Below are 24,053 nucleotides of genomic sequence, written 5' to 3' on the forward strand. Positions count from 1 at the left end.
GACGTCTCAACGAGCGGGGTGCACCAGGTTCGTCAGGGCGTCGAGTCGTTCGTGGGCGATCGCGGAGAACGACCGGTCCTCGCCCTCGGCGATCCACTGGGCGAACGACAGGTGGAACACCGTGACGGCGGTCTCCGCGGCCATCGTCGCCGCCGGCTCGGGAACGCCGCGGTCGCGGAGCACCTCGCCGAGACGGACCTTGAGCGTCGCGAGCTTGCCGAGTTCGCGTTCCCCGAGGGCCGGGTGGGCGTCGATGATGCCCTGCCGGGTGCGCGACCAGGGGCGCCGCTCGTCGGGGAAGAACGCTCCGCTCGCGTCGAGCGCGAGGCGCACGAGGTCGAACGGTGCCGTGTCGGCCGGTGCCGACTCGATCGGGCCGGTGAAGATGCCGAGGAAGTCGTCCTGTCCGGCGAAGAGCACTTCGGGTTTGTCGGCGAAGTGCCGGAAGAAGGTCCGCTCGGTGACGTCGGCCGCGGCGGCGATCTCGGCGACGGTCGTCTGGTCGTACCCGTGCGATGCGAAGAGCTGCAGCGCGGTCGCCTGCAGTCGTTCGCGCGTTCCGGGTTGCCATCGAGCCATGTCCGCAGTCTACTGATGACAGCGGCTGACATCGAGTGCTACCGTGATGTCGGTTCATGACATCACCGTCGTGGACACCTGTGAAGGGAAAGCACATGCACGTGTTCGTCACCGGGGCCTCCGGCTGGATCGGCTCCCACACCGTCGACGACCTCCTCGCCGCCGGGCACACCGTCACCGGACTCGCCCGTTCCGACGCCTCCGCCGCCGCGCTCGAGGCGAAGGGCGTCACCGTCCTCCGCGGCGACCTCGACGACCTCGACACCATCCGCCGGGGATCGGCCGAGGCAGAGGCCGTCCTGCACCTCGCGAACAAGCACGACTGGGCGAACGCCGCCGCGACCAACGCCAGCGAGCGCGCCGCGGTGGAGACCATCGGCCAGGCACTCGTCGGCACCGACCGGCCGTTCGTCCTCGCCTCGGGTGTCGCCGGACTCGCGCAGGGCCGCCCCTCCGAGGAAGCAGACCCGAACCCCTTCGTCGGACCGGACAGCATGCGCGGTGGAAGTGAGAACCGTGCGTTCGACTTCGTCGATCAGGGCGTCCGCACGATCGCGGCCCGGTTCAGCCCGACCACCCACGGCACCGGCGACCACGGGTTCATCGCCCTCATCGCCGCCGCCGCCCGGGCGAAGGGCGTCTCCGGCTACGTCGGCGAGGGCACGAACCGCTGGGCCGCCGTGCACGTCTCCGACGCCGCGCGGCTCGTCCGGCTCGGACTCGAGCAGGCCCCGGCGGGCACACGCCTGCACGCCGTCGCCGAGACCGGGGTCCCGACGGGCGCGATCGCCGAGGCCATCGGCGAGGGACTCGGCCTGCCCGTGACGTCGATCGATCCGGCGGACGCGGTCGACCACTTCGGGTTCATCGGTCAGTTCTTCGGCATGGAGATGTCGGCGACGTCCGACGAGACGCGGGCGCTCCTCGGGTGGGAGCCCACCGGCCCCGGTCTCCTCGAGGACATCGCCGCCGGCGCCTACTTCGACGTGCGGGTCGCCTGACACGCTGCGCCGGACCACGGACGGGAGGCGCGGTGCCACCTGGCACCGCGCCTCCCGTCCGGCACGGCGGACCGTCCGGGGCTACTCCGCCTTCTGCATCTGCCACGGTTCCGGCTCGCGGTCGCCGTTCGGTCGGACCGGCCGGACGTCACCGACGATCGGGATCGCCCGCTTCCGCATGAACCAGAGGTAGCGCACGAAGAAGTGCGACAGCGTCGACAGCCGGTTGCCGTTGCCGAGCAGCGACGCGATGTGCACGACCACCCACGCGGCCCAGGCGACCGGCCCGACCATCGTGATGCCGCCGCGGAGCTGTGCGACCGCGGCGTTCGTGCCGATCGTCGCCATCGTGCCCTTGTCGAAGTACTTGAAGTGCTCCGTCGGCTTGCCCTCGAGCAGGCGCTTGATCTGCTTCGCGCTGTGCCGGCCGCCCTGCAGGGCCGGCTGGGCGAGCTGCGCGAGGGCGTCGTCCTGCGCGGCGATGTCACCGGCCGAGAAGATCCGCTCGACGCCCTTCACGCTGAGGTCGTCGTTCACCTGGATGCGTCCGCCGTGGGTCTGCGGCATGCCCCAGCCCGAGACCTCCTTGTGGGCTGCGACACCGGTCGCCCAGATGACCTGCGATGCGGGGATGAACTCGCCGTCGGCGGTCATGACGCCGTCCCGCTTGACCTCGGACACCCCGGTGTTCAGGCGCAGCACCACCCCGCGCTTCCGGAGCACCTTCGCCGCGTACCGGCGCAACCGCGGCGCGAACGGCTTGAGGAGTTCGCCACTGCGGTGCACGAGCGTGATCGTGATGGCGCCCTTGTCGAGCTCCGGGTAGGCGCCCTCGAGCGCCTGGTCGCGGAGCTCGGCGAGCGCGCCGGCCATCTCCACACCGGTCGCACCACCGCCGACGATGACGATCTTGATCTCGTCGGGGCCCTGGTTCGCGGCGGCTTCCTCGAGGCGGGTGAACAGCTCGTCGCGGATCCGCAGCGCCTGGGAGCGGGAGTACATCGAGTACGCGTACTCGTACGCACCGGGCGTGCCGAAGTAGCTCGTGTTCACGCCGTTCGCGAGGATCAGCCAGTCGTAGTGCAGGTGCTCGCCGTCGGACATCTCGGCGACGCGCTCCTCCGGTCGGATGCCGGTGAGCAGGCCGTGGCGGAACTCCGCGTTGGCCTGCTTCGCCCGGAGGCTGCGGAGGAAGTAGGTCACGTCGCCGGCGTTCAGCCCGCCCGTCGCCACCTGGTACATGAGCGGCTGGAACATGTTGTAGACGTGACGGTCGACCAGGGTCACCCGCACGGGCGCGTCGGCGAGCTCGCGCATGGCGGCGACACCGGCGAATCCACCGCCGACGATGACGACGTGCGGGCGGGTGTCCTGGGGCATGCTGACTCCGGCTTCCTCGGATGGTGAGATGGTCACCACCGAGGGTACGCGCGGTTCAGCGAGTGATCCGACGGGAGGCGCGGCGCGGGTCCGTCAGGCGTCGAGCCTCGCGTAGGTGCTCACGACGTTGCCCTTGCTCGTCACGGTGCTGTCGACCAGCCGGAGGCGCGTGGCCGGGTCGGTCGGCTCGAAGAGCTTGCGACCGGACCCCGCGATCGCCGGGTGCACCATCAGCTGCAGCTCGTCGAGGAGTCCGGCGAACAGCAGATGCCGGACGACGCTGATGCTCCCGCACACCGCGATGTCGGCACCGTCCCGCTGCTTGAGTCCGCGGACGAAGTCGTCCAGGTCGCCCGGGACACGCGTGCTGTTCTCCCACGCCAGGTCGTCGCCGAGCGTGGTCGAGGCGACGTACTTCTCGATCGGGTTGATCCACTGCCCGAAGGGGTCCTCGGGGTGGGCGGGCCACTCGAGGTAGCTGTTCTTCCCGAGGAGCACGGTGTCGGTGCGGGCCATGAACGCCCCCATGCCGGCCCCGAGCTCGTCGTCGAAGCTGTCGTACTGGAACTCGTACGGGTCCTGTACGACGCCGTCGACCGACGTGAAGAGCCCAGCGGTGACCTTGCGCATGCTCGGAGCGTAGCGCTCAGCTGTTCGAGGTGGAACCGCTCGTGTCGGAACCGGTGCCTGTCCCGGTGCCGGTGCCACTACCGGTGCCGGTGCCGCCGTCCGTGCCGGTGCCGCCCTGCGTCCCGTTGCCGGGGAACTGGCCGGTGCCGCCGCCGGGGAACTGGTTCGTCCCGCCGTTCGTGCCCGGGACCTGCGTGGTCGACTGGCCGGAGCCGCTGCCGATCGCGTGACCGATGGCGAACCCGATGCCGCCGCCGGCCAGCAGCGCCGCGAGCCCGACGGCCACGGCCACCACCGGCCAGAACCACGGGGGCTTCGGTCCGCGCTTGCGCTTCGTCGTCGCCGCGGCGCCGTACCAGGCGGTCGCGCCGTTCGGGGCGCCGGGGTTCCAGGACGTCGCGGACGGGTGCTGCGTCGCGTACGGGTCCGCCGGGGCGCTCGCGATGTACGGGCCCGCGGGCGCCGGGGCGTCGAGCGTCGAGGTCGAGGTGGGCGTCGGAGCCGCTCCCCAGCCGGCCGGGCCGGTCGGGTACGAACGGTTCGACGGTGCGTCCACCGGGTGCGCGTCGCCGCGGTCCGAGGAGTTCGTGGGGGTGCTGTCGGTCATGGGACGAGTGCACACCGGTTGCCTATGCGCTGCCGATGACGACGCTGACGCCTCACTGTGCAACGCCGCGTAGCCTCGCCGTGTGCGTGCCAGGACCGAGACGGTGGAGATCGACGGCAACGCCGTGCGCCTGCACACCCTGGCACCGGCGGGGCGCCTCCGCGACGCGCTCGGACCGACGGTCGTGCTCGTGCACGGCATCGGGATGTCCCACCGGTCCTTCCGACGATCGCAGCGGGCGCTCGCCGCGGGCCACCGCACCGTGAGCGTCGACCTGCCCGGGTTCGGCGGTCTGCGTGGCCCGGGTCGACGTCTCTCGATGGAGGAGCTCGGCGACCTGGTCGTCCGGGCGGTCGCGTCCCGCGGGGCCGGCGAACTCGTCCTCGTCGGGCAGTCGATGGGCGCCCAGGTCGTCGCCGAGGCCGCCCGTCTCCACGCGGACATCGTCGGCTCGGTCGTCCTCGTCGGACCCGTCGTGACCGCGGGCAGACGGTCCGCCCTGCTGCAGGGCGCCGACCTCGCGCGCGACTGCCTCGTCGAGGGGCTGCGGATGAACGGCGTCGTCGGCACCGACTACCTCCGCAGCGTCCCGCAGTACCTGCGCGAGCTCCGACCGATGCTCCGGCACCGCATCGAGGACACCGTGCCCCGACTCGGGCAACCCGTGCTCGTCGTCCGGGGCTCCGAGGACCCGATCGCACGGCACGACTGGGGCGAGCGGCTCGCCACGCTCGCGCGCCGCGGGGCGTTCGTCGAACTGCCCGGGCCGCACCACGTGCAGGAGCACCAGCCGGTCGCCCTGGCCCGGCTGGTGGACGAGTTCCGACGGGTCCAGACGCTGGAGGCATCGGGGTGACGGAGGCGACCACGTCCGGGACCGGACCCGCCCCCGCTGACCGCACCGCGCCTCCCGTCCGGATCTCCCTGATCCGCCGCGGGTGGTGGGCCGCACTCGACTGGTGGTACGCGATCCGGTGGCAGCTCCGCAGTCTCGGGCCGACCACCGCGGACGACTACCGCAGCGGGGACGGGCAGCCCGTCGTCGTGGTGCCCGGGGTCTACGAGACCTGGCACTTCATGCGACCGCTCATGGACGCGCTGCACGACCGCGGTCACCCCGTGCACGTGCTGCCGGTGCTCCGGCACAACCTGCGTCCCGTGCCGGAGTCTGCGCAGGAGGTCCTGGCGTACCTCGAGGAGCACGACCTGCACAACGTCCTCCTCGTGACGCACAGCAAGGGCGGGTTGATCGGGAAGTACGCCATGACCCGGCTCGACGACCACGGACGGATCGACCGGATGGTCGCGGTGTCGACGCCGTTCGGGGGCTCCGGCTACGCGCGACTCGCTCCGGTGCGCCACCTGCGGGTGTTCCGGTCGGCGGATCCGGTGCTCGCCGCGCTGGCGCGGGAACTCGACGCGAACGCGCGGATCACGTCGGTGTACGGGGTGTTCGACACGCTCATCCCGGAGGGCAGCGCGCTCGCCGGGGCGACGAACGTGCGCGTGCCCGTCGGGGGCCACTTCCGGATCCTCGGCGACCCGCGCACCCGTGCCGCCGTGCTGGCGGCGGCGGACCCGGCCCCGGCGGACCCGGCGTCCGCGGACGCGTCGGAGCCGGGTGACCGCTCGGGCTGAGCGACGGGCGCCGGAGCGCCTACGCCCCGGGCAGGAACAGGCAGAACGGGTGTCCGTCGGGGTCGAGCAGGACGCGGACGTCCTCCTGCGGCTGGTACGCCGCCTGGCGAGCGCCGAGCTCCTCGGCCCGGGCGACCGCGGCCGGCAGGTCCTCCACCTGGAAGTCGAGGTGCAGCTGCATACCGGGTGCGTCCTCCGTCCCGGGCCACGTCGGGGCCACGTACGCGGGTTCGTACTGCACGGAGAGCCCCGGCCCGTCGGCCGGACGGATACGGGCCCAGGTCGGGGCGTCCTCGTACACGGTCCACCCCGTCAGCGCTCCGTAGAACCGGGCGAGCGCGATCGGTTCGGGGGACTGCAACACGGTGGCGGCGAGCGTCGGCATCGACGGGTCGGCGGCGGTCATGCCGCGCAGCGTACGCGCCGTTCGTCACAAGAGCCGGGGCCGGGCCGGGGCCCGCGCAAGTGTCAGCGGGACGCGACGCTCGCGCGCTCGACGATCCGGTGCGGGATCACGACCGTCTCCGGCGGCGCGTCCCGGTCCTCGATCCGGCGGGTGAGCAGGTCGAGGGCCGCCGTCGCGAACGCCCGCCGGTCGAACGACACCGTGCTGAGCGCGGGGATCGCGTAGGCGGCACCGTCGACGTCGTCGAACCCGATCACGCTCACCTGGTCGGGGACCCGCACGCCGCGGGCGGCGAGGACGTGGAGGACCCCGAACGCGATCGAGTCCGTGAACGCGAACACGGCGTCCGGCAGCGGGTGCTCGTCGAGCCACTCCGCGAACGCCGACGCCGCAGCGCTCGTGGTCCACGACGGCAGCGGCACCCGCAGCGTCCCGTCGGCCGGGATGCCGGCGCCCTCGAGGCCGGCGAGGTACCCGCGCTCCCGCAGGACGCTCGTGGCCGTCGCGGCGGACTCCCGGGCCGCGCCGACGATGGCGATCCGCCGGTGCCCGCGGGACACCAGGTACGCGGTGACCTGCTCCGCGGCCGTCCGGCTGTCGACGTGCACCTGGTCGACGTGCTCGGGTTCGACCTCGCCGATCACGACGGTCGGGGGCAGCCCCTCCGCGGAGGCCAGCACGCTCGCGCTCAGCGACACCGGGTTGAGGATCAGTCCGTCGACGAGGTGCGCCCGGACGCGGGACACCAGGTCGCGTTCCCGGGCCGGGTCGTTCGCGGTCTGGTCGAGCTGCACGGTCCACCCGCGCTCACGGGCGAGTTCGACGAACCACTGCGCGAGTTCGGCGGAGTAGGCGCTCGCCATCTCGGGCAGCGTCAGGGCGATCGCTCCGGACCGGCCGTTGCGCAGCCCGCGGGCGGAGAGGTTCGGCACGTAGTCGAGTTCGGCGAGCGCCCGTTCGACACGCGCCCGTGTCTCCGGGCGCACCACGACACCGCCGTTGATCACGTTGGAGACGGTCTTCGGCGACACCCCGGCGAGGGCGGCCACGTCCCGCACGGTCGCGCGCATCGCCACGAGCGTAGCGCGGGCGGCGGCTCAGGGACGCACGTACCGGTGCACGTGCGTCGTGTACTCGACCGGCACGGTGTCGCGGCCCGCGGTGTCCGGGTCGACGTCGAGGAGCCGCTGCACCGCGTCGAGCAGTGCCGTGCGCTCGGCCGGCGGCCGGACGATGACGTAGCTCCGCGAGGCGACCATGTCGAGGAACGCCGATCGCTCCTGCTCGTGCGCCCAGTGGAAGCGCTCGTACTCGCCGTCGTCGAACGGGGCACCCACCACGGGGGCGCCGTAGTCCATCACCCTCGACTCCGGCTGCCGCATGAGGGCTCCGAGGCGCTGCGACCACGGCCGCGTCTCGTCGCGGACGTTCCACACGAGTCCGAGCACGCCGCCCGGACGCAGCACCCGTGCGACCTCGACGGCGCCGCGTGCGGGGTCGACCCAGTGCCATGCCTGCGCGAAGGTCACGGCGTCGGCGGATCCGTCCGGCAGCGGGATCGCCTCGCCGGTGCCGTCGAGGGCACGGACGCCCGGCAGGACGGCGGTCAGCCGTTCCCGCATCGCCCGGTCCGGCTCGACGGCGACGACCTCGGCTGCTCGGCCGACCAGGGTCCTGGTGAACTTCCCGGTGCCCGCTCCGACGTCGACGACGAGCCGTGCCCCGTCGGGGACCAGACCGGCGGCGACCTCGTCCGGGTACCCGGGGCGTCCGTGCTCGTAGGCGTCGGCCGCGGCTCCGAACGACTGTGCGTGCTGCTCGAAGGTCATGCGTCCAGCATGCCCCGTCGGGCCGTCCGTCGGTCTGGAGGCGCGGTGCGGGCCCGCTCCGCGCCTCCCGTCTCACGCCCGCCGGGCGGACTCCGTCCGTCCGCTCCGCACCGACTCCTGCGCGGCGAGCACGATCGAGAGCGTCCGCAGACCGACCTCGACGTCGGGCTGCGGCTGCGTGCCGGACCGCACCGCGCCGAGGAACGTGCGGAGCATCGGCAGGTCGTGGTCGGCTCCGTACCGGAGCTCGATCGGCCGCCCGCCGACCGCGTCGAGTCCGCGGGCGGCGGCGCCGAAGAAGTCGACGGACACCGTGCCGCCGGTCCCCGCGACGTCGAGGGTCAACCCGCCCCAGACCGGCGACGAGTCGGGGCGGCTCCACGAGCAGTCGATCGCCGCGACCATCCCGCTGTCGTACGTCACCGTCACGAGCCCCGCGGTCTCAGCGCGCGCACGTCCCGCGTGCAGGACCCGGTTCGCGACCGCGGTGACGGACACCGGGGTCGCCCCGGTCAGGCCGTCGAGCAGGTCGGCGATGTGGACGACGTGGTCGACGATCGCGCCGCCGCCGCTCAGGGCCGGATCGGTGAACCAGTCCCGGCTGAGCGGCAGCATGCCGTTGTTGGCGCCGCGCACCGAGAACACCGTTCCGAGCGCCCCCGAGTCGTGCGCGGCGCGGAGACGGTCGAAGGCCGACGCGAAGCGGACCGGGAACGCCATCATCAGCGTGACCCCGGCGCGGTGCACGGCGTCGCGGATGGCGAGGCCGTCCTCCCACGAGGTGGCGAGGGGCTTCTCGCAGAGCACGTGCGCGCCGGCGGCCGCGGCGAGCTCGACGAGTTCCCGGTGCCGGGCGTTCTCACTCGTCACGACGACGGCGTCCGGACCCCACGCGAGGAGTTCCTCGTACGTTTTCGCGTACCCGACGCCGAGGGCACCGGCGAGTTCCGCGCCCCGGAGCTCGCCGATCGCCGTGCCGGTGGACACCCCGTCGGGGTCCGCCCCGCGCACCTCGATGTCGGGCATCGCGGCGAGGGTGGACAGGTACCCGATGGCGTGCGTGTGGGCGAACGACAGCACGCCGACCCGGAGCGTCACAGCGACACCTCCACGGGCTGGCCGGACTCGATCGAGGCGAGGGCGGCGTTCGCGATGTGAACCGCGACGGCGCCGTCCGCCGCGGTGACCCGGGGGAGCGGTTCGCCGTCGAACGCGGCGACGAAGTCAGCGAGCTCGAGCGCGTACGGGTCCTCGGCGGGGTCGACCGCGGGCAGGAAGCCGTCCACCGTGGTCGGGGCGGCCAGGTCACTGCGGGTGTCCTCCTCGGCGAGGGACGAGTGCGACAGGCTACCCAGCGTGCCGGTCACCGAGTACTCCGTCGTGAACGCCAGGTGCTGCGGTCCCCAGAGTCCGGCGACGTGGCTGATCGCCCCGGACGCGTGGGTGAGGAGCACGTGCGCGGCCTCGACCGGCGCTTCCTCGACCGGCGCGTCATCGGTGCCGGTGCGGACGCTCACGGCCGACACCCTCGTGACCGGACCGGCCACCCACCGTGCGATGTCGAGGTCGTGGATCATCTGGTCCATCACGACGCCGCCGGACTGCGTGCGGTCGCCGAACCACGGCACCCTGGACGGGAAGGCCCCGGACCGCGAGAAGCGCAGGACGGCGAGGTCGCCCAGCAGGCCCGTGGTGACCGCCTTGTGCAGTCGCCGGTACGCGGGGAACCAGCGCACGACGTGGGCCGGGTAGAGCTGTCGATCGGCTGCCGCGGCCCGGGCGACGAGGTCCTCGGCGTCGGCGTCGGTGCGGGCGAGCGGCTTCTCCGACACGACGTGCTTGCCGGCGGCCAGTGCTGCCCGGACGACGGTCGCGTGCGCGGGCGTGGGGACGACCACGTCGACCACGTCGACGGCGGCGAGCAGGTCCTCGAGCGTGGCCGCCACCGTGACCGTCCTGCCCGCGGATGCAGCGGCGTCGGCGAACGTGTCGGCGAGTTCCCCCGCTCCGTCCTTCGAGTGCACCACGACGTCGCCGAGGCGCAGCAGCCCGGGCATGTGCGCGAGCGCGATGCCACCGGCGCCGACGAGCCCGATCCGTCTCCGTGGTGCCGGTGCCGACTGCATCGTCATGGGGGCCAGCGTAGAGGGCAGCGGTCGGCCGAGCCGTCCGACGTGCGGGGCGTCGGACTGGAGGCGCGGTGTCGGCCTGCCCCGCGCCTCCAGTCCGTCGGTGGGTCCGACCGGGCCCGCCCGGAGCCGTCGTACCCCGAACGTGGGCTCGGAGCGCGGTGCCGGGCTCGCTAGCGTGACGTGGTACCCATCAGTCCGCCGTCGCAGCACGGCCCGGAGCGCCCGTAGCGGCGACGGACGGAACCACCATGTCAGGGCTCGCGACCCGTCCTTCCACCCTGCCCTCGCGTCGTCGCGCGCTGGGTCTCGCCGCCGTCGGCGCGTTCACTGCCGTGGCGACGGCGATCACCACCGCCCGTCCCTCCTGGGCGCTCGACGCGACGACCATGGCGGTGACCCCGCGTACGAGCACGGCCACGGTCAACTCCTGGCTGGCGGCCGGCGGGGCCCGGGTGCTCCGCGGCACGATCGTCCTGTCGGCACCGCTCGTGATCCCGTCGGGCACGCACCTCGACGCCAGCGCCGCGAGCATCACCGGACCCGCGTCGGACAACGTGCTCCGCAACCAGGCATCCGTGCCGACCGCGACGACGACCGCTGCCGTGAAGGCCGGTTCCACCGTCGTCACCACGAAGGCGGCCGTCTTCAGCGCTGCGTCGGTGGGGCGTGCCGTGCAGGTCCTCGGCGTCGGCCCTCGGGCCCAGCGTGCCGGAGCGCCCGGGTCGATGTACGGACGGATCGTCTCCGTGCAGTCGCCGACCCGGGCGACGCTGAACGTGCCCGCGACGTCGACCGCGACGGCCGCGACCACGTACCTCTTCCCGCCGGACGACTCGGACATCTCGATCACCGGCGGCACCTGGACGAACCGCAACGCGAACGGCCTCTCGCAGACGACCCAGTCGCACGGGCTGCTCATCCGCCGGGCCTCCGGCGTGTCGCTCACCGACCTCACCGTCCACTCGACCGGGAGCGCGCAGACGGGTGGCCAGTACGCCGTGTCGTTCGGCGACGTCCGGAAGGTCACCGTCGAGGACGTCGCGTTCGTCGACACGGCCTCGGACGGCGTGCACTTCCAAGGCCCCTCGTCGTCGATCGCCGTTCGCCGTGTCACCGGCGTCCGGACCGGCGACGACCTGGTCGCGTTCACCACCGTGGACGGGCAGTCGTACAACGGGTCCCGACTCGGCGACTGCGAGGGCGACATCACGGACGTCACCGTCGAGGACGTCGACGGCCAATCGTGCCTCTGCCTCCTCAAGGTCACGTCCGGCATCGGTGCCGCCGGGGTCCAGCGGCACATCCGGCGTTTCACCGCGTCCGGGCTCACCGGCACCGTCACCGGACGGTCGCCCGTCCAGATCGTCGACTACGCGGGCCCGACCTGGTTCGAGGGCACGATCTCCGACGTCAGCGCGGTCGGCAACGCCGGACCATCGGTGAACGTCGCCGTCGGAGCGCTCGGCAACCTCGTCGTCGAGGACGTCACCTGGCCCGCGGGAGCGCCTGCCTCGACCCAGGGCATCGTCCGGGTCTCCGCGACCTCGGCGTCGTCCGTCACCGTGCGTCGTCTCACGAACAAGTCGGTCCGCGCGGGCAACGTCGTGGGGGTCGCACTGGCCCTCGCCACTGTCGGCACCGTGTCGGTCAGCGGCGTCGGCTGCCCGGTCCTGGCGTCCAAGTTCGACTCGGTGCGGCTCGTCCGGGCCGGAGCGAAGATCGGCACCCTCGCGATCAGCGACGACTCGTCCGCCGCACGGGACGGCAACGTGTTCGCGATCGACGTCGCAGCGAAGGGCTACCGGATCACGAAGGCGTCCTTCGCCCGCATCACCCGCACGACCGGGTCCATCTGGGCCGCCGACGCCGACGCGACCACCAGCACGGCGATCACCGTGACGGGCTACCAGGGTGGTCGTGCGTTCGCGCTGCTCCGCGCACCCGCACAGCTGACGGTGCGGGACACCACGCAGCCGGGTGCTTCAGGAGCGGCCGTCCGTCTGAACTCGGCCGCCGCCTCGCCGGTGCGCGTCGTCGTGGACTCGACCAAGCGTGCCGGGGCCCTCGTGTCCCGGACCGCGTCGCAGCGGGTGTCCGCCGTGTCGCCGTTCGTCTCGGTGGACGCCGCGCTGCTGACCCCGGCGAACGGTGACGTCGTGTTGAACTCCGGCAAGAAGTACACGTCGGGGCAGATCGTGTGGGACGCCAAGGCGAAGCAGTGGCGCAGGACCACGGTGAAGGCGCCCGCGCCGACGCCGACGCCGACCCCGACCCCGTCGTCGACGCCGACCCCGACCCCGTCGTCGACGCCGTCCTCCGTGCCGACCGCGACACCGTCGCCTACGGGGACGCCGTCGCCCACCAGCACGCCGTCGCCCAGCGCGACACCCTCGGCCGGTCCGACCCCGACCGACGCACCCTCGTCCGCGACACCTTCACCGACGCCGGCGCCCGTCGCGGGCTGATCGCGGTCAGGCGGGACGGCGTTCCGGCACGGTCAGACGCCCGACGGGGCCGCTGTGGCCGCCCGGACCATCCGGCGCTCGCGGACACCGTCGTCGGCCTGCTCGGTGCCGTCGAACGCGAAGCCGCGCTTGCGGTAGAACGCCTGGGCGCGAGGATTCGGGTCCGCGACCCACAGCACGACGTCGTCACCGGCGTCGAGGACCGCGTCGAGCAACGCGCTCCCCGCACCCGAGCCGTGGTGGCCGTCGAGCAGGTAGAGGACGTACAGCTGCACGGCGTCGGTGCTGTCGGTCGAGGGCCCGGACATGGCGATGCCGACGACCTCGCCCTCGTGCTCGGCCACGGCGACGCGGTTCGCCGCGAAGCGCTCGTCCGTCAGCGCCGCGGTCCAGAACCGCTCGCGGCGGACGACGAACTGCGCGTCGTCGAGCAGTTCGTCGGGCATCAGCCCGCGGTAGGTCGAGCGCCAGGACTCGACGTGCACCCGTGCCATGGCGGGCGCGTCGCCGGGTGCGGCGCGTCGGACGGTCGTTCCACCGGTCATGGTCCCATCATGGCCTGGTCTCGGCGACTGGTCTCGGCGCCTGAGGAAGGCGAGCCACGCCGCCGCGCGGGTGCGCTCCGTAGGGTGGAGCAATGCCGACGCTTGCACGAGTCCCCGCCCTGGTCGCCACCGGATTCCTCGCGATCCCCGTCGCCGAGGCCCTCGTCACGCTGCCGAGCGACCTGCTCGGGAAGATCGAGGCGGCCCCGATCGACCCGGAGCTCGCCGACACCGCGGCGTTCTCGGAGGCGTACGGCTTCCCGCTCGAGGGCGGCGCGAACTGCATCGTCGTCGCGGGCAAGCGCGGTGACGATGTCCGCTTCGCCGCGTGCGTCGTGCTCGCCTCCACGAAGCTCGACGTGAACCGCACCGTGAAGCAGCTCCTCGACGTCCGGAAGGCGAGCTTCGCCCCGATGGACCAGGCTGTGGAGCTGACCGGCATGGAGTACGGCGGGATCACCCCGATCGGCCTGCCGTCGTCGTGGCCGGTGTACGTCGACTCCCGCGTGCTCGACGCCCCGGAGGTGGTGATCGGTGCAGGTCTGCGGGGAGCGAAGGTGTTCCTGCCCGGAGCCGTGCTCGGCGAGCTGCCCCACGTCGAGGTCGTCGAGGGGCTCGCCGTCGCGGCCGCATGACGCTGGTCCGGCTCAGTACCCCGGGTTAACGAGGCAGAACGGGTGCCCGGCCGGATCCAGGTACACCCGGAAGGAGTCCTCGCCCTCGCCGGTCGCGGTCGCGCCGATCGCCAGCACCGCGGCCTCGCCGGCGTCGAGGTCATCGACCTTCACGTCGAGGTGGAGCTGCTGCGGTACCCGCTGCCCCGGCCACTCCGGCGCGCGGTAGTCGTCGACCTGCTGGAACGCGAGCAGCGGGCGGGGCCCGGGGACATCGGGCACGAGCTCGGCCCAGTCGTCCTCGGACTCGCGGACCTCACCACCGATGAGGTCCGCGTAGAAGCGTGCGAGTGCCCCGGGGTCCGGGCAGTCGAGGACGATGCCGTCGAGTGTGCCGATCATGGCCGACACCCTAGACCGATCAGCGGGCGGCGGTCAGGGCCTGCACTAGAGGCAGTGAATACCGCGGTCTGGGTTGAACGCCTTCAGCGCTCCGGAGGTCTGCGACGAGATCAGTTTTCCGGTGTCGCGGTACGTCTTCGAGGTGACCTTGTACGTGTAGTGCGTGCCGCGGGGGTACGCGCTGAAGCTCTTGCCCTTGGCGAGCTTCGGCGAAGTGCAGGACACACTGATGCCGACCGTTGAGGCGGAGCTGATGTTCAGCTTGCCGGCGACGAACGAACGGCTGAGGTCGAGTCCGACCCCGATGGTTCGCGTGGCACTCACTGTCTTCGAGATGGTGCAGGTGGTGTTCGCGACTCCCACGGTGCAGTACGCGAGACGCTGACCCGTGTTGTACCCCTTCGACGAAGTCTTGTTGATGACGTTCTTGACCTTGTAGGTGCCGATGCTCGAGTAGGTACCGATGTCGGCTGCGGATGCGGCCTGTGCACCCGACAGGACGATGCCAGTGGTCAGCGCGGCAGCCGCGGCCAGAGCGAGCGTCTTCTTCATCGGTCATTCCCTTTCGTGGAGCACTCGCTGAGCAGTGCGTTGTACTTGTGTGTCGTGACCTGCCGAGTGATGGTTCCGGTGGCGTCGTCCTTCGGGATGATCCCGAGCCCGATTCCGTTGTCGGCGGTGCAGTTCGCCACGATGAGCCACTGGTCCGGAGCAGAGCCGTCGTTGTACGTCGGCTCCTTGTGAACGATCGATGCCGACAGGTCGTACACGAGCGATCGAGTCCGATCGACGCGATCGAAGGCGTACTCCAGCGTCTTGCCGGTGAACTGATCCGGCTTCGTCGACGTCAGCGGCTCCGGTGCGGTGGTTGAGCTGCACGCGGTCAGAAAAGCGGCGACTGCGAAGGATGGAAGCGCCCAGGCCAGCGCCCTTGTGGCGCGTGATCGCCTGCTTGTTCGATTCATTTGCAAGCCCCGTTCCCCATCGTCGGTGGTGTGGAGTGCAGTATTCCAGCGTGAATCATATCACGTCAAAATTTCTTGATGTCGGGCGTGTCGAGGACGATGCGGTGGTGCCAGGCCGTGAACCGGTTGGGTGCGCTGCGGGGCAGATCAGGTTCGCTCAGCCGATCAGCGGGCGGCGGTCAGGGCCTTCGTGATGCGCTGCAGCGAGACCGTCTCGGCGGTGCCGAGCTCCTGCGCGAAGAGACTGAGACGGAACTCCTCGAGCATCCAGCGTGCGTGCACGAGCTCCGGGTGCGCCCCGGCGGCGGGCGGGAAGGTCCCTCCGGCGTCGACGTAGCGGTCGGTCGCGACGGAGACCTCGCGCATCCAGCCGGCATCGCGCCCGGGGTTCTGCAGGAGCTTCTGCACCCGGGCGTCGACGCCCTGCAGGTACACCCGGATGCGCCGGAGCCGTTCGAGTCCGGCCACCGAGACGAACCCCGGGAACACCAGCCGCTCCATCTGCTGGCGCATGTCCGTCAGTGCCGGCAGGAGCGACATCGAGTTCGCCTGCTTGAGCGACCGCTCCGCCGCCCGGTGCGCGGCCAGGACCGCGGCGACCTCGGACACGGCGGTGAACATCGTGTCGACCACGGTGGCGGACACGGCGTCGCGGACGGCCTCGAACGACGCCTTCGTGAACAGGAGTCCGTCGGGGTGCGCCCGCCGGATCCCGGCGTCGACGACCGCGGCGCGCACATCGTCGAAGAGCGCGGAGGTCGACGGGTAGGGGCTGGCGGCGAGCGCGAGCTTCTCCTGCGCGGTGAGGTGCGACTGGATGTACGACACCGGCGACGGCACCGCGTGCATCACGAGGCGGCGGACACCGGAGGGCATCCGGACGGCGCGGTCGGACGGCGTCGCGAGCAGCTGCACCCCCACGGTCGCCTTCGGCCCGTCTCCCTCTTCGACGAGCGCGGGGTACGCGCGGATCACGCCGCCGGCCTGCTTCGTGTCGAGCACCTGCGGCAGGTCCTCGGGCGGCCATGCGGTGAGACCCGACTGTTCGAGCGCACGACCGCCACCGGCTGACGCGACGCGAGCCGCGCCTCCAGGCCCCTTCGCACCGCGCACGGTGGCGGAGGCGACGCTCTGCCGGGTCCGGTCCTTCAGCTTGGATTGCAGGGCCGAGAGGTCCTTGCCCGTCTCGACGCGGCGCCCGCGCTCGTCGACGACCGCCCACGTCGGCAGCAGGTGCGCGGGAACGCGCGACAGGTCGAAGTCGGACTCGGAGACCTGCACGTACGTCATGCGTTGGATCGCCTTGGCGAGCGTGGCGCGGAACGACTCGGTCGGCTCGGTCGGGGCGTCGTCCGGGAGTTCGGCGACGATCTTCTCGGCCCAGTCGGCTGCGGGCACGACGTTCTTCCGGATCTGCTTCGGCAGCGACTTGATGAGCGCCGTGACGAGCTCCTTCCGGAGGCCGCGCACCTGCCAGTCGAAGCCCTCCTCGCGCATGCGGGGGAGCAGCGCGAGCGGCACCTGCACGCTGACCCCGTCGTCCTGCGCCCCGGGTTCGAAGCGGTACTTGATCGCCAGGCGCTGGTCGCCGCTGCGCCACTGGGCCGGGTACTCGGCGTCGTCTTCCGCGGCCGACGCCGCGTCTTCGTCCAGGAGGTCCGACCGGCGCATCGTGAGCAGGTCCGGCTGGTCGCGCCTCGCCTTCCGCCACCACCCCTCGAAGTCGCGGGTGGTCGCGACGTCCGCGGGGACGCGGGCGTCGTAGAACTCGAAGACGCGCTCGTCGTCGAAGAGGATGTCGCGACGACGAGTGCGCTCCTCGAGCTGCTCGAGTTCGCGGCGGAGCCGCCTGTTGTCGCGGTCGAACGCCTGCTGCGAGTCCCACTCGCCCTCGACCAGAGCGTGCCGGATGAAGAGCTCGCGCGAGTGCTCGGCGTCGACGCGCTTGTACTGCACACGGCGGCGCTGCACGATCGGGACGCCGAACAGGGTGACGCGTTCGTAGGCGACGACGGCGCCCTGCTTCTTCTCCCAGTGCGGTTCGCCGTAGGTGCGCTTGAGGAGGTCTCCGGCGAGCGGCTCGACCCAGGCGGGGTCGATCCGTCCGACGGTGCGGGCGAACAGCCGACTCGTCTCGACGAGCTCGGCGGCCATGACGGCGTCCGGCTGCTTCTTCGCGAGGACGCTGCCCGGGAACACCACGAACCGGGTGTTGCGGGAGCCGAGGTAGTCGCGCTTCTCGCGGTCGCGCAGGCCGATCTGACTGAGGAGCCCGGCGAGCAGCGAGCGGTGCACGGCGTCGCCGTCGTCGGAGCGGGACTGCCCGACCCGGACGTCGACCTGCTTCGCGGCGCGGGACAGCTGCCGGTAGAGGTCCTGCCACTCACGGATGCGGAGGTAGTTGAGGAACTCGGCCTTGCACATGCGCCGGAACGCGCTCGACGAGAGCTCGTCCTGCTTGTCCTCGATGTGGTTCCACAGGTTCAGCAGCGTGAGGAAGTCGCTCGTCGGATCGGCGAACCGGGCGTGCAGCTGGTCGGCGTGTGCGCGCTTCTCGAGTGGACGCTCGCGAGGGTCCTGGATGCTCAGGGCACTGACCACCGCGATCACCTCGCGACCGACGCCCTGGCGGCCGGCCTCGAGCACCATACGACCGAGCCGCGGGTCGATCGGCAGCCGGGTGAGCTGCTTGCCGGTCTTCGTGATCGTGCCGGCGGCGTCGACGGCGCGGAGTTCTCGGAGCAGGTCGAGGCCGTCCTTCACACCCCGGGAGTCCGGCGGCTGCAGGAACGGGAACGCCTCGATGTCGCCGAAGCCGAGGGAGATCATCTGCAGGATCACCGCGGCGAGGTTCGTGCGGAGGATCTCGGGGTCGGTGTACTCCGGGCGGCGCTCGAAGTCGTCCTCGGAGTACAGCCGGATCGCGATGCCGGCACTGGTGCGTCCGGCGCGGCCCGATCGCTGGTTGGCGCTCGCCTGGCTGATCGCCTCGATCGGCAGTCGCTGGACCTTCGCGCGTGGGGAGTACCGGGAGATGCGGGCGGTGCCGGTGTCGATGACGTACTTGATGCCGGGGACGGTCAGGGACGTCTCGGCGACGTTCGTCGCGAGGACCACGCGACGGCGGACGCCCGGGCTGCTCCGGCGCTCGAAGACGCGGTGCTGGTCGGCCGCGGACAGGCGGCCGTAGAGGGGGAGCACCTCGGTGCCGGGGTAGCGCTTGCCCTCGATGGCGTCCTGGGCGTCGCGGATCTCGTTCTCGCCGGAGAGGAACACGAGGACGTCGCCAGGGTCCTCACGCGCGAGTTCGTCGAGGGCGTCGGTGATGCCCTGCATCGTGTCGCGGTCGTCGGCGCCCGTGCCCGGGTCGGCCGTGCGGGAGTCGGACTCGTCGTCACCGTCGTCGTCCGGGTCTTCCGCCACGAGTGCGCGGTACCGGATCTCCACCGGGTACGTGCGACCGGACACCTCGATGATCGGTGCGCCGCCGAAGTGCTTCGAGAAGGACTCGGGGTCGATCGTCGCACTCGTGATGATGAGCTTGAGGTCGGGACGGCGGGGGAGCAGCCGCTTGAGGTACCCGAGCAGGAAGTCGATCGTGAGGGACCGCTCGTGCGCCTCGTCGATGATGATCGTGTCGTAGCGCTTCAGGTCGCGGTCGAAGTGGATCTCGTTGAGCAGGATGCCGTCGGTCATCAGCTTCACGCGGGTGTCGGAACTCACTCGATCGGTGAACCGCACCTGGTAGCCGACGAGCCCGCCGAGCTCCCCGCCGCCGAGCTCCTCGGCCACGCGTTCGGCGATGGTCCGCGCCGCGATCCGGCGCGGTTGCGTGTGACCGATGTGCTCACGCCCGAGCTCGAGGCAGATCTTCGGCAGCTGCGTCGTCTTGCCCGAACCCGTGGCTCCCGCGACGATGACGACCTGGTTGTCGCGGATGGCAGCCGCGATGTCGTCCCGCCGCTGCGACACCGGCAGTTCGGGCGGGTACGTGATGACGGGCAGCGTGGTCGACATGAGCATTCCAGGATACCGTCACCCGATCTGACGGCGGAACTCATCGGCGGACCGGGCGGGCAGGGCGCACACCCGGTCGTGGCAGACGTACGCGGCGGGGTCGATCGTGTCCCGGGCCTCGAACAGCTCGAACCCCGCGTCGGACCACGCGGCCGCCTGCACCGGTGTGACGAGCGCGACGACCGTACCCGGACGTCGGACCCCGCGGGCGGCGCGCCGGAGCGGCTCCGACGGGTCCGAGGCCACGACGACGACCTCGCGCGACGGACGCTGCAGCGCGAGCGCGAGGCCCAGTGCGTCGGCGTGCCCGAGCGGCCGCTGGGTGCCGGTCGTCGCCCGGTCCGCGACGAGCGCCGTGGCGCGCGCCCGGTAGGACGTCGATCCGGTCAGGGCGGCGAGGACGGCGGCCGCGGAGGCGAGCGCCACCGTCCCCGAGCGCAGGGCCGTCTGGGGCTGTTCACCCGTCGCGGTCCCCGCGGCGGCCAGCACCGGGTCGACGTCGAACCGGCCGGCGAGTCCGTCGTCGACCAGGGAGCGTGCGACCACGGCGTACCGGACCTCGCCGCTCACGAGGGCGAGTTCGAGCAGCCCCTCGGCGAGCAACCCGACGTCCTCGATCGTGGGGGGCGCGGCCGACGCCCCGCGCGACGTGCTCGACCGGACCGTCACGCGTCCGTCGGCGACGTGGGCGGCCAGCAGCGCATCGGCGGCGTCCCGGGCGAGCGCGATCATGCCCTCGTCGCCGTGCCGGGCTCCGGCGATCGCGAGGCCCCGGATCGCCAGGCCGTTCCAACCCGTCAGCACCTGGTCGTCGAGGGGTGGCGGGTCGAACCGTCCGCGCTGGTCGACCGGCAGCCGGTACCACTCGCCCTCGACGCGTCGGCCGTCGATCGTCGACTCGCTGTCCTGCGCCGCGACGAACGCGCCGTCTCCCCGCCGGAGGGTGTCCCGCAGGAAGTCCGCGATGCCCCGCGCCTGCTCCGCACCGGCGACGGCGAGGAGCCCCGCGTTGTCGTAGAGCATGCGTTCGTAGTGCGGCACGCTCCAGTCCCGCATGGTCGCGTAGCGGAAGACCCCGCCGTCGGCGTCGGTCAGCTCCGTGGAGCGGATGGCGTGCAGGGACCGGTCGAGCAGGGCGGACGCCTCGTCATCGCCGTCGGCCGCGACGTCGGACAGGAACTCCAGCAGTGGCGCGCTCGGGAACTTCGGCGCCCCTCCGAAGCCGCCGTAGGTGGTGTCCTCCGCCCGCGAGAGCTGGTCGGTGACGGCCCGGATGCTGTCGACGGACGGGAGGCGCGGCTCGGCTCCGTCGTCGCCGTCGCGGGCGGCTCGGTCCGCGTCGGCACCCTGCCGGATCGCCGTCGCGATAGCAGTCGCGTTCGCGTCGACCTCGTGCCGTCGCTCGGTCCAGGCGTCGAGGACCGCGGCCGTGATCTGCCGGAACGACGGCACCTGCCCGACCGGCGAGGGCGGGAAGTACGTGCCGGCGAAGAACACGTGCCCGTCCGGCGTCAGGAACGCCGTCAGCGGCCAGCCGAGCTGCTGCGTGAACGCGCTCGCGGCGGCCATCAGGCTGGCGTCGACGTCGGGGCGTTCTTCGCGGTCGACCTTCACCGAGACGAAGTCCCGGCGCAGGAGCTCGCCGATCTCCGGGTCCGCGAAGCTTTCGCGTGCCATGACGTGGCACCAGTGGCACGTGGCGTACCCGACCGACACGAGCACGGGGACGTCTCGCTCCCGGGCTTCGGCGAACGCCTCCGGTCCCCACTCCCGCCAGTCGACGGGGTTGTCCGCGTGCAGGCGGAGGTACGGGCTGACCGAGGCGCCGAGGCGGTTGTCGTTCATGCGGTCCAGCGTGCCCGTCGGCCGCTGGGCAGGGGCGTCGGGAGCGCGATCCGTGGAGGGTTCACGGTTCTCCACAGCCTCAGGCGGGGAACCACCCCGTCAGCGAGGCGAGCCGACGCGCGACGTCGACCGGGGCCATGGCGTCCGTGTCGATCCGGGTGACCCGGTCCCCGCAGGCCGAGTCGAGCCTCCCGGCCGTCCGCGCGCTGTGCGCGAGCTGCGCTTCCGGGACGACCCCGCCCGCGCGTCGTGCGAGGCGTGACGAGGTCACGTCGTCGTCGGCGCGGAGCAGCACGGCCGTCATGCGCGGGTCGTCGCCCATCGCCCGCCGGAGCCCCTCGTGCTCGAGCACCGACACGGTGTTCGTGTAGACGAGGCGGTGGTGCCCGAGCTCGCGGTAGGCGGCCCACATCGCGGCGAGGTTCCGTTCCGCCAGGTGCGCCTCCGGGTACTCGACGTGGGGTGCTGGGTGCGCGAGGTCGAGCAGGTCGCCCTCGATCACCGCGTGCCGGACGTCGGCGGCGACGAGGAGGTCGTGGAGGGCTTCGGCGGCGGTGGACTTGCCGACGCCCGACCGTCCCCCGATGAAGAGGACCTCGGAGCGCGGGACAGTGCCGGACACGCTGCTGTCAGCCCTGGCCGAGCGACAGCAGCGCGAGGGCGGCGTCCTCGGGGCCGTAGTCGAACAGCCGGTCCCAGAACGGGTCGGCCGCCCAGGGCACGTCGCCGTCGGCGGGGACCGCGTGGGCCGTCTCGACGAGCCAGTCGAGTTCGGGTCGGACGGCCACGGCGAAGGCCGGCGGCTCCCACCCGAGGGAGCGAGCTGCCGCCGTGTCGAGGACGAACGGTGTGGGCGACGACCACGGCGTGGTGCCGACGAACGCCGGGGCTTCCTCGTCGAGCAGGACCTCGTCGAAGGCGTGGTCGAGGTGCCCTGCGATGGTCCGCACGATCTCGAGCACGCTCGGCGCCGTGTCGTCGGCCACGTTGAGGATGCGGCGGTCCGGAGCGTCCGCGACGAGTCGCACGAGGGAAGCGATGCCGCTGGCCGCGGTGGTGTGGTCGACGCCGCGACCGTGGTCGGCGAGGAGGATGCGCTCCCTGCCGTCCAGCGCTCGCCGGACCACGAACCACTCGCGTGGCCGGCCGATGCCGGTGCCGTACACCTTCGACGGTCGCAGCACCGTGACCGGGGCGCCGTGGTCGAGGAGGACCTGCTCGGCTGCGACCTTCGCGGCGCCGTACCCGTCGCGGCTGGTCGGGTCGCCGTCGCCCGCACGCACGGTCGGCTGCAGCTCCGTGACCGGACCGCCGAAGACCGGCTTGTCGGTGGAGTTCGCGTGCCGGCCCTGCTCGTCGACGTAGACCGCGTTCGAGGACACGAAGACGGTGGAGCCGACGTCGTCGAGGAACGGCCGGAGCTGCGCCGCGTCCTCACGGGTCAGGCCGACCGTGTCCACGAGCAGGTCGGCACCGGGACGGAGGAGATCGCGCAGCACTGCGGCGTCGCGGCGATCACCGGGGACGAACGTCGCGCCCGCCGCGGTCAGGGCGTCCGCCGCCGGACCACCTCGGCGTGCGACGACCTCGACCCGCCAGTCGTCACCGCCGCGCCCCGAGGCGTCGAGGAGCTCGCGCGCGACGGCCGAACCGATCCCGCCGGTACCGCCGAGGACGACCGCGCGTCTGGTGCTCATACGTCAACGCTAGTCGTGCGGGTCCCCGCCGCGCTCGCCACTCGTCGCCGGTGGGCGCGCGCTCCTTCAGGAGGCCATGGCCTCGGGTTGGTGCCGCCACCAGTCGACGAGGGAGCCGTCGTACACCGAGACCTTCTCGTGCCCGAGCACCGTGAGTGCGAGTGCATCGACGCACGCCGCGCTGCCCACCCCGCAGTAGGTCACGATCTCGTCCGCGTCGAGCACCGACGCGAAGGCCTGCTGCAGAGCGGCCCCACGGAGGTACGCGTTCGTCTCCGGGTCGACGAGCGCGTCCACCGCGATCGGTGCGCTGCCGGGTACGACCGGCGGGTGCTCGGTGCCGAGCGCCGACTCCGGCGCCGCGAGGACGAGCGTCGCCGGCTGCTCGCCCGTGACGGCGCGGAGGACGCGGTCGTGGTCGGCCCACAGGGGGCGCTCTTCCCCGGCGAGGAACGAGGCCGCGGTGTCTCCGCCCTCCGAGCCGGTGCCGACCTCGGTGCTCGTGCCGGTGGCCTTCGGCGACGTCCTGAGCGCCCCGACCCGGACCGGTCGCCCTTCGTCGCGCCACTTGGTGAAGCCACCGTCGAGGACCGCGACGGAGTCGAAGCCGAACGAGCGGAAGATCCACCACAGACGCGCCGACCACTCGCCGACGCTGTCGTCGTAGATCACGACCGTGGAGGTGTTCGTCACACCGAGGTCCCGCGCGGAGGACTCGAAGCGCTCGGCGACGGGACGCGTGAACGGCAAGTCGGCGTCGGGGGTGGAGAACGCTTCGACCAGGTCGGCGTAGCGGGCGCCGGGTACGTGCCCCTGCTGCTCGTACGAGTCCCGGGCGGACTGCCACGTGGTCTCGAGGCCGGTCCCCACCGTGTGCACGGAGGCGTCGAGCACGACGAGCTCGTCAGCACCGAGGTGGTCTGCGAGCCACTGCGTCGACACGAGCGGCGAGGTCAGGACGGGGGCCATGGCGCACACGATAATCGGCACCTCTGACGTGTGCGAGGGAAACCGACACACTGCGCAACGGGCCCCGGTTCCGTCCCACGGCATTCGGGGCCGGGCCGGGCCGGGCCGGAGCGGGGCGAGGTGCCGCGGCGGGGCGAGGTGCGGCGGCGGCGGGGCGTGGCTGCTGCGTGTGCATGATCCGACATCGCGCAAGTCGATCGACCGGTGTCATGTCGGTCTGTGCGCATGCAGCCGTTGCGTGTGCATGGTCCGACGTGCCACGAGTCGATCGACGGGTGGAACGTCGAACAATGCGCAGGGCCGAGGGGGCCGGGCCGAGCGGGCCGCACGGG

Annotated in this window: 23 protein-coding genes; 5 read left to right on the plus strand and 18 right to left on the minus strand. The window is 72.2% G+C overall.

Translation table 11 applies throughout. The annotated features are described in order from the left end of the window. Nucleotides 1-6: 6 nt before the first annotated feature. A complete protein-coding gene (locus HP507_RS12935; RefSeq protein ID WP_175352202.1) occupies nucleotides 7-579 on the minus strand; it encodes a TetR/AcrR family transcriptional regulator in 573 nt (190 codons plus the stop codon). Between the two features lie 95 nt (nucleotides 580-674). Between HP507_RS12935 and HP507_RS12940 the strand changes: the two genes are divergently transcribed. Further along, nucleotides 675-1,580, plus strand: coding sequence for an SDR family oxidoreductase (locus tag HP507_RS12940; protein ID WP_175352203.1), 906 nt, complete (start codon nucleotides 675-677; stop codon nucleotides 1,578-1,580). Nucleotides 1,581-1,661: 81 nt separating this feature from the next. Here HP507_RS12940 and HP507_RS12945 read toward each other — a convergent pair whose 3' ends face one another. The 3 genes from HP507_RS12945 to HP507_RS12955 are packed head-to-tail and all read right to left on the minus strand — an operon-like array spanning nucleotide 1,662 to nucleotide 4,197. Then, on the minus strand, nucleotides 1,662-2,996 hold the full coding sequence (locus tag HP507_RS12945; RefSeq protein ID WP_271207271.1) for an NAD(P)/FAD-dependent oxidoreductase: 1,335 nt from the start codon (nucleotides 2,994-2,996) through the stop codon (nucleotides 1,662-1,664). Nucleotides 2,997-3,053: 57 nt separating this feature from the next. Further along, complete coding sequence (locus HP507_RS12950; protein ID WP_175352204.1) at nucleotides 3,054-3,590, minus strand: dihydrofolate reductase family protein; 537 nt, start codon at nucleotides 3,588-3,590, stop codon at nucleotides 3,054-3,056. 16 nt (nucleotides 3,591-3,606) lie between these two features. After that, nucleotides 3,607-4,197, minus strand: coding sequence for a hypothetical protein (locus HP507_RS12955; RefSeq protein WP_175352205.1), 591 nt, complete (start codon nucleotides 4,195-4,197; stop codon nucleotides 3,607-3,609). Nucleotides 4,198-4,279: 82 nt separating this feature from the next. On the opposite strand from HP507_RS12955, the gene HP507_RS12960 reads away from it, so the two are divergent. Beyond that, nucleotides 4,280-5,053 carry an alpha/beta fold hydrolase gene (locus tag HP507_RS12960; RefSeq protein ID WP_175352206.1) on the plus strand — a complete coding sequence of 258 codons (774 nt, stop codon included), beginning with the start codon at nucleotides 4,280-4,282 and terminating at the stop codon, nucleotides 5,051-5,053. Beyond that, on the plus strand, nucleotides 5,050-5,835 hold the full coding sequence (locus HP507_RS12965; RefSeq protein WP_333781362.1) for an esterase/lipase family protein: 786 nt from the start codon (nucleotides 5,050-5,052) through the stop codon (nucleotides 5,833-5,835). Before HP507_RS12960 ends, HP507_RS12965 begins: the two co-directional genes overlap by 4 nt. A gap of 19 nt (nucleotides 5,836-5,854) precedes the next feature. Here the strand turns inward: HP507_RS12965 and HP507_RS12970 are convergent, their stop codons facing one another. The 5 genes from HP507_RS12970 to HP507_RS12990 all read right to left on the minus strand — a co-directional run bounded on the left by HP507_RS12970 (nucleotide 5,855) and on the right by HP507_RS12990 (nucleotide 10,202). Then, on the minus strand, nucleotides 5,855-6,241 hold the full coding sequence (locus tag HP507_RS12970; protein ID WP_254701100.1) for a VOC family protein: 387 nt from the start codon (nucleotides 6,239-6,241) through the stop codon (nucleotides 5,855-5,857). Between the two features lie 62 nt (nucleotides 6,242-6,303). Continuing rightward, complete coding sequence (locus HP507_RS12975; RefSeq protein ID WP_175352207.1) at nucleotides 6,304-7,311, minus strand: LacI family DNA-binding transcriptional regulator; 1,008 nt, start codon at nucleotides 7,309-7,311, stop codon at nucleotides 6,304-6,306. Nucleotides 7,312-7,338: 27 nt separating this feature from the next. Beyond that, nucleotides 7,339-8,070 carry a class I SAM-dependent methyltransferase gene (locus HP507_RS12980; protein WP_175352208.1) on the minus strand — a complete coding sequence of 244 codons (732 nt, stop codon included), beginning with the start codon at nucleotides 8,068-8,070 and terminating at the stop codon, nucleotides 7,339-7,341. A 72-nt stretch (nucleotides 8,071-8,142) separates the two neighbouring features. After that, nucleotides 8,143-9,168 carry a Gfo/Idh/MocA family protein gene (locus HP507_RS12985; RefSeq protein ID WP_175352209.1) on the minus strand — a complete coding sequence of 342 codons (1,026 nt, stop codon included), beginning with the start codon at nucleotides 9,166-9,168 and terminating at the stop codon, nucleotides 8,143-8,145. Further along, nucleotides 9,165-10,202, minus strand: coding sequence for a Gfo/Idh/MocA family protein (locus HP507_RS12990; RefSeq protein ID WP_175352210.1), 1,038 nt, complete (start codon nucleotides 10,200-10,202; stop codon nucleotides 9,165-9,167). The genes HP507_RS12985 and HP507_RS12990 overlap by 4 nt, the downstream gene beginning before the upstream one ends. 248 nt (nucleotides 10,203-10,450) lie before the next feature. Between HP507_RS12990 and HP507_RS12995 the strand changes: the two genes are divergently transcribed. Further along, nucleotides 10,451-12,667 (plus strand): right-handed parallel beta-helix repeat-containing protein, encoded by a 2,217-nt coding sequence (locus tag HP507_RS12995; RefSeq protein ID WP_175352211.1) that lies wholly within the window; start codon nucleotides 10,451-10,453, stop codon nucleotides 12,665-12,667. Between the two features lie 32 nt (nucleotides 12,668-12,699). On the opposite strand, the gene HP507_RS13000 is transcribed toward HP507_RS12995, so the two are convergent. Beyond that, nucleotides 12,700-13,212: a GNAT family N-acetyltransferase gene (locus tag HP507_RS13000; protein ID WP_175352212.1), complete on the minus strand. Its 513-nt coding sequence runs from the start codon at nucleotides 13,210-13,212 to the stop codon at nucleotides 12,700-12,702. Nucleotides 13,213-13,304: 92 nt separating this feature from the next. Here HP507_RS13000 and HP507_RS13005 point away from each other — a divergent pair, with 92 nt between their 5' ends. Further along, complete coding sequence (locus tag HP507_RS13005; protein WP_175352213.1) at nucleotides 13,305-13,847, plus strand: YbaK/EbsC family protein; 543 nt, start codon at nucleotides 13,305-13,307, stop codon at nucleotides 13,845-13,847. A gap of 12 nt (nucleotides 13,848-13,859) precedes the next feature. Here the strand turns inward: HP507_RS13005 and HP507_RS13010 are convergent, their stop codons facing one another. The 8 genes from HP507_RS13010 to HP507_RS13045 form a co-directional block, all read right to left on the minus strand. After that, nucleotides 13,860-14,228, minus strand: a complete 369-nt coding sequence (locus tag HP507_RS13010) for a VOC family protein (protein WP_175352214.1) — start codon at nucleotides 14,226-14,228, stop codon at nucleotides 13,860-13,862. Between the two features lie 45 nt (nucleotides 14,229-14,273). Next, nucleotides 14,274-14,780 carry a hypothetical protein gene (locus HP507_RS13015; RefSeq protein WP_175352215.1) on the minus strand — a complete coding sequence of 169 codons (507 nt, stop codon included), beginning with the start codon at nucleotides 14,778-14,780 and terminating at the stop codon, nucleotides 14,274-14,276. Then, the gene (locus tag HP507_RS13020; RefSeq protein WP_175352216.1) at nucleotides 14,777-15,193 is read right to left on the minus strand and encodes a hypothetical protein; all 417 of its coding nucleotides are present in this window, start codon (nucleotides 15,191-15,193) and stop codon (nucleotides 14,777-14,779) included. The genes HP507_RS13015 and HP507_RS13020 overlap by 4 nt, the downstream gene beginning before the upstream one ends. 165 nt (nucleotides 15,194-15,358) lie before the next feature. Continuing rightward, the gene (gene hrpA, locus HP507_RS13025; protein ID WP_175352217.1) at nucleotides 15,359-19,210 is read right to left on the minus strand and encodes an ATP-dependent RNA helicase HrpA; all 3,852 of its coding nucleotides are present in this window, start codon (nucleotides 19,208-19,210) and stop codon (nucleotides 15,359-15,361) included. 18 nt (nucleotides 19,211-19,228) lie between these two features. After that, the gene (locus tag HP507_RS13030; protein WP_175352218.1) at nucleotides 19,229-21,055 is read right to left on the minus strand and encodes a thioredoxin domain-containing protein; all 1,827 of its coding nucleotides are present in this window, start codon (nucleotides 21,053-21,055) and stop codon (nucleotides 19,229-19,231) included. 79 nt (nucleotides 21,056-21,134) lie between these two features. Further along, nucleotides 21,135-21,677 carry a DEAD/DEAH box helicase family protein gene (locus tag HP507_RS13035; protein WP_175352219.1) on the minus strand — a complete coding sequence of 181 codons (543 nt, stop codon included), beginning with the start codon at nucleotides 21,675-21,677 and terminating at the stop codon, nucleotides 21,135-21,137. A 7-nt stretch (nucleotides 21,678-21,684) separates the two neighbouring features. Then, on the minus strand, nucleotides 21,685-22,752 hold the full coding sequence (locus HP507_RS13040) for an NAD-dependent epimerase/dehydratase family protein (RefSeq protein ID WP_175352220.1): 1,068 nt from the start codon (nucleotides 22,750-22,752) through the stop codon (nucleotides 21,685-21,687). Between the two features lie 66 nt (nucleotides 22,753-22,818). Further along, nucleotides 22,819-23,721 carry a sulfurtransferase gene (locus tag HP507_RS13045; RefSeq protein WP_175352221.1) on the minus strand — a complete coding sequence of 301 codons (903 nt, stop codon included), beginning with the start codon at nucleotides 23,719-23,721 and terminating at the stop codon, nucleotides 22,819-22,821. Between the last annotated feature and the right edge of the window lie 332 nt (nucleotides 23,722-24,053).

It is taken from the genome of Curtobacterium pusillum, from assembly GCF_013359865.1.
Taxonomy (GTDB): Bacteria; Actinomycetota; Actinomycetes; order Actinomycetales; family Microbacteriaceae; genus Curtobacterium; species Curtobacterium pusillum.

Excerpts from the sequence above, each read along its gene's own strand:
- HP507_RS13005 (WP_175352213.1), top strand. The coding sequence starts at position 13,305 with ATGCCGACGCTTGCACGAGTCCCCGCCCTGGTCGCCACCGGATTCCTC.
- HP507_RS13030 (WP_175352218.1), bottom strand. The coding sequence starts at position 21,055 with ATGAACGACAACCGCCTCGGCGCCTCGGTCAGCCCGTACCTCCGCCTG.
- HP507_RS13040 (WP_175352220.1), bottom strand. The coding sequence starts at position 22,752 with ATGAGCACCAGACGCGCGGTCGTCCTCGGCGGTACCGGCGGGATCGGT.
- HP507_RS12940 (WP_175352203.1), top strand. The coding sequence starts at position 675 with ATGCACGTGTTCGTCACCGGGGCCTCCGGCTGGATCGGCTCCCACACC.
- HP507_RS12990 (WP_175352210.1), bottom strand. The coding sequence starts at position 10,202 with ATGACGATGCAGTCGGCACCGGCACCACGGAGACGGATCGGGCTCGTC.
- HP507_RS12950 (WP_175352204.1), bottom strand. The coding sequence starts at position 3,590 with ATGCGCAAGGTCACCGCTGGGCTCTTCACGTCGGTCGACGGCGTCGTA.
- HP507_RS13020 (WP_175352216.1), bottom strand. The coding sequence starts at position 15,193 with ATGAATCGAACAAGCAGGCGATCACGCGCCACAAGGGCGCTGGCCTGG.
- HP507_RS12980 (WP_175352208.1), bottom strand. The coding sequence starts at position 8,070 with ATGACCTTCGAGCAGCACGCACAGTCGTTCGGAGCCGCGGCCGACGCC.
- HP507_RS13045 (WP_175352221.1), bottom strand. The coding sequence starts at position 23,721 with ATGGCCCCCGTCCTGACCTCGCCGCTCGTGTCGACGCAGTGGCTCGCA.
- HP507_RS13015 (WP_175352215.1), bottom strand. The coding sequence starts at position 14,780 with ATGAAGAAGACGCTCGCTCTGGCCGCGGCTGCCGCGCTGACCACTGGC.
- HP507_RS13000 (WP_175352212.1), bottom strand. The coding sequence starts at position 13,212 with ATGACCGGTGGAACGACCGTCCGACGCGCCGCACCCGGCGACGCGCCC.
- HP507_RS12935 (WP_175352202.1), bottom strand. The coding sequence starts at position 579 with ATGGCTCGATGGCAACCCGGAACGCGCGAACGACTGCAGGCGACCGCG.
- HP507_RS13010 (WP_175352214.1), bottom strand. The coding sequence starts at position 14,228 with ATGATCGGCACACTCGACGGCATCGTCCTCGACTGCCCGGACCCCGGG.
- HP507_RS12995 (WP_175352211.1), top strand. The coding sequence starts at position 10,451 with ATGTCAGGGCTCGCGACCCGTCCTTCCACCCTGCCCTCGCGTCGTCGC.
- HP507_RS12970 (WP_254701100.1), bottom strand. The coding sequence starts at position 6,241 with ATGACCGCCGCCGACCCGTCGATGCCGACGCTCGCCGCCACCGTGTTG.
- HP507_RS12975 (WP_175352207.1), bottom strand. The coding sequence starts at position 7,311 with ATGCGCGCGACCGTGCGGGACGTGGCCGCCCTCGCCGGGGTGTCGCCG.
- hrpA (WP_175352217.1), bottom strand. The coding sequence starts at position 19,210 with ATGTCGACCACGCTGCCCGTCATCACGTACCCGCCCGAACTGCCGGTG.
- HP507_RS12955 (WP_175352205.1), bottom strand. The coding sequence starts at position 4,197 with ATGACCGACAGCACCCCCACGAACTCCTCGGACCGCGGCGACGCGCAC.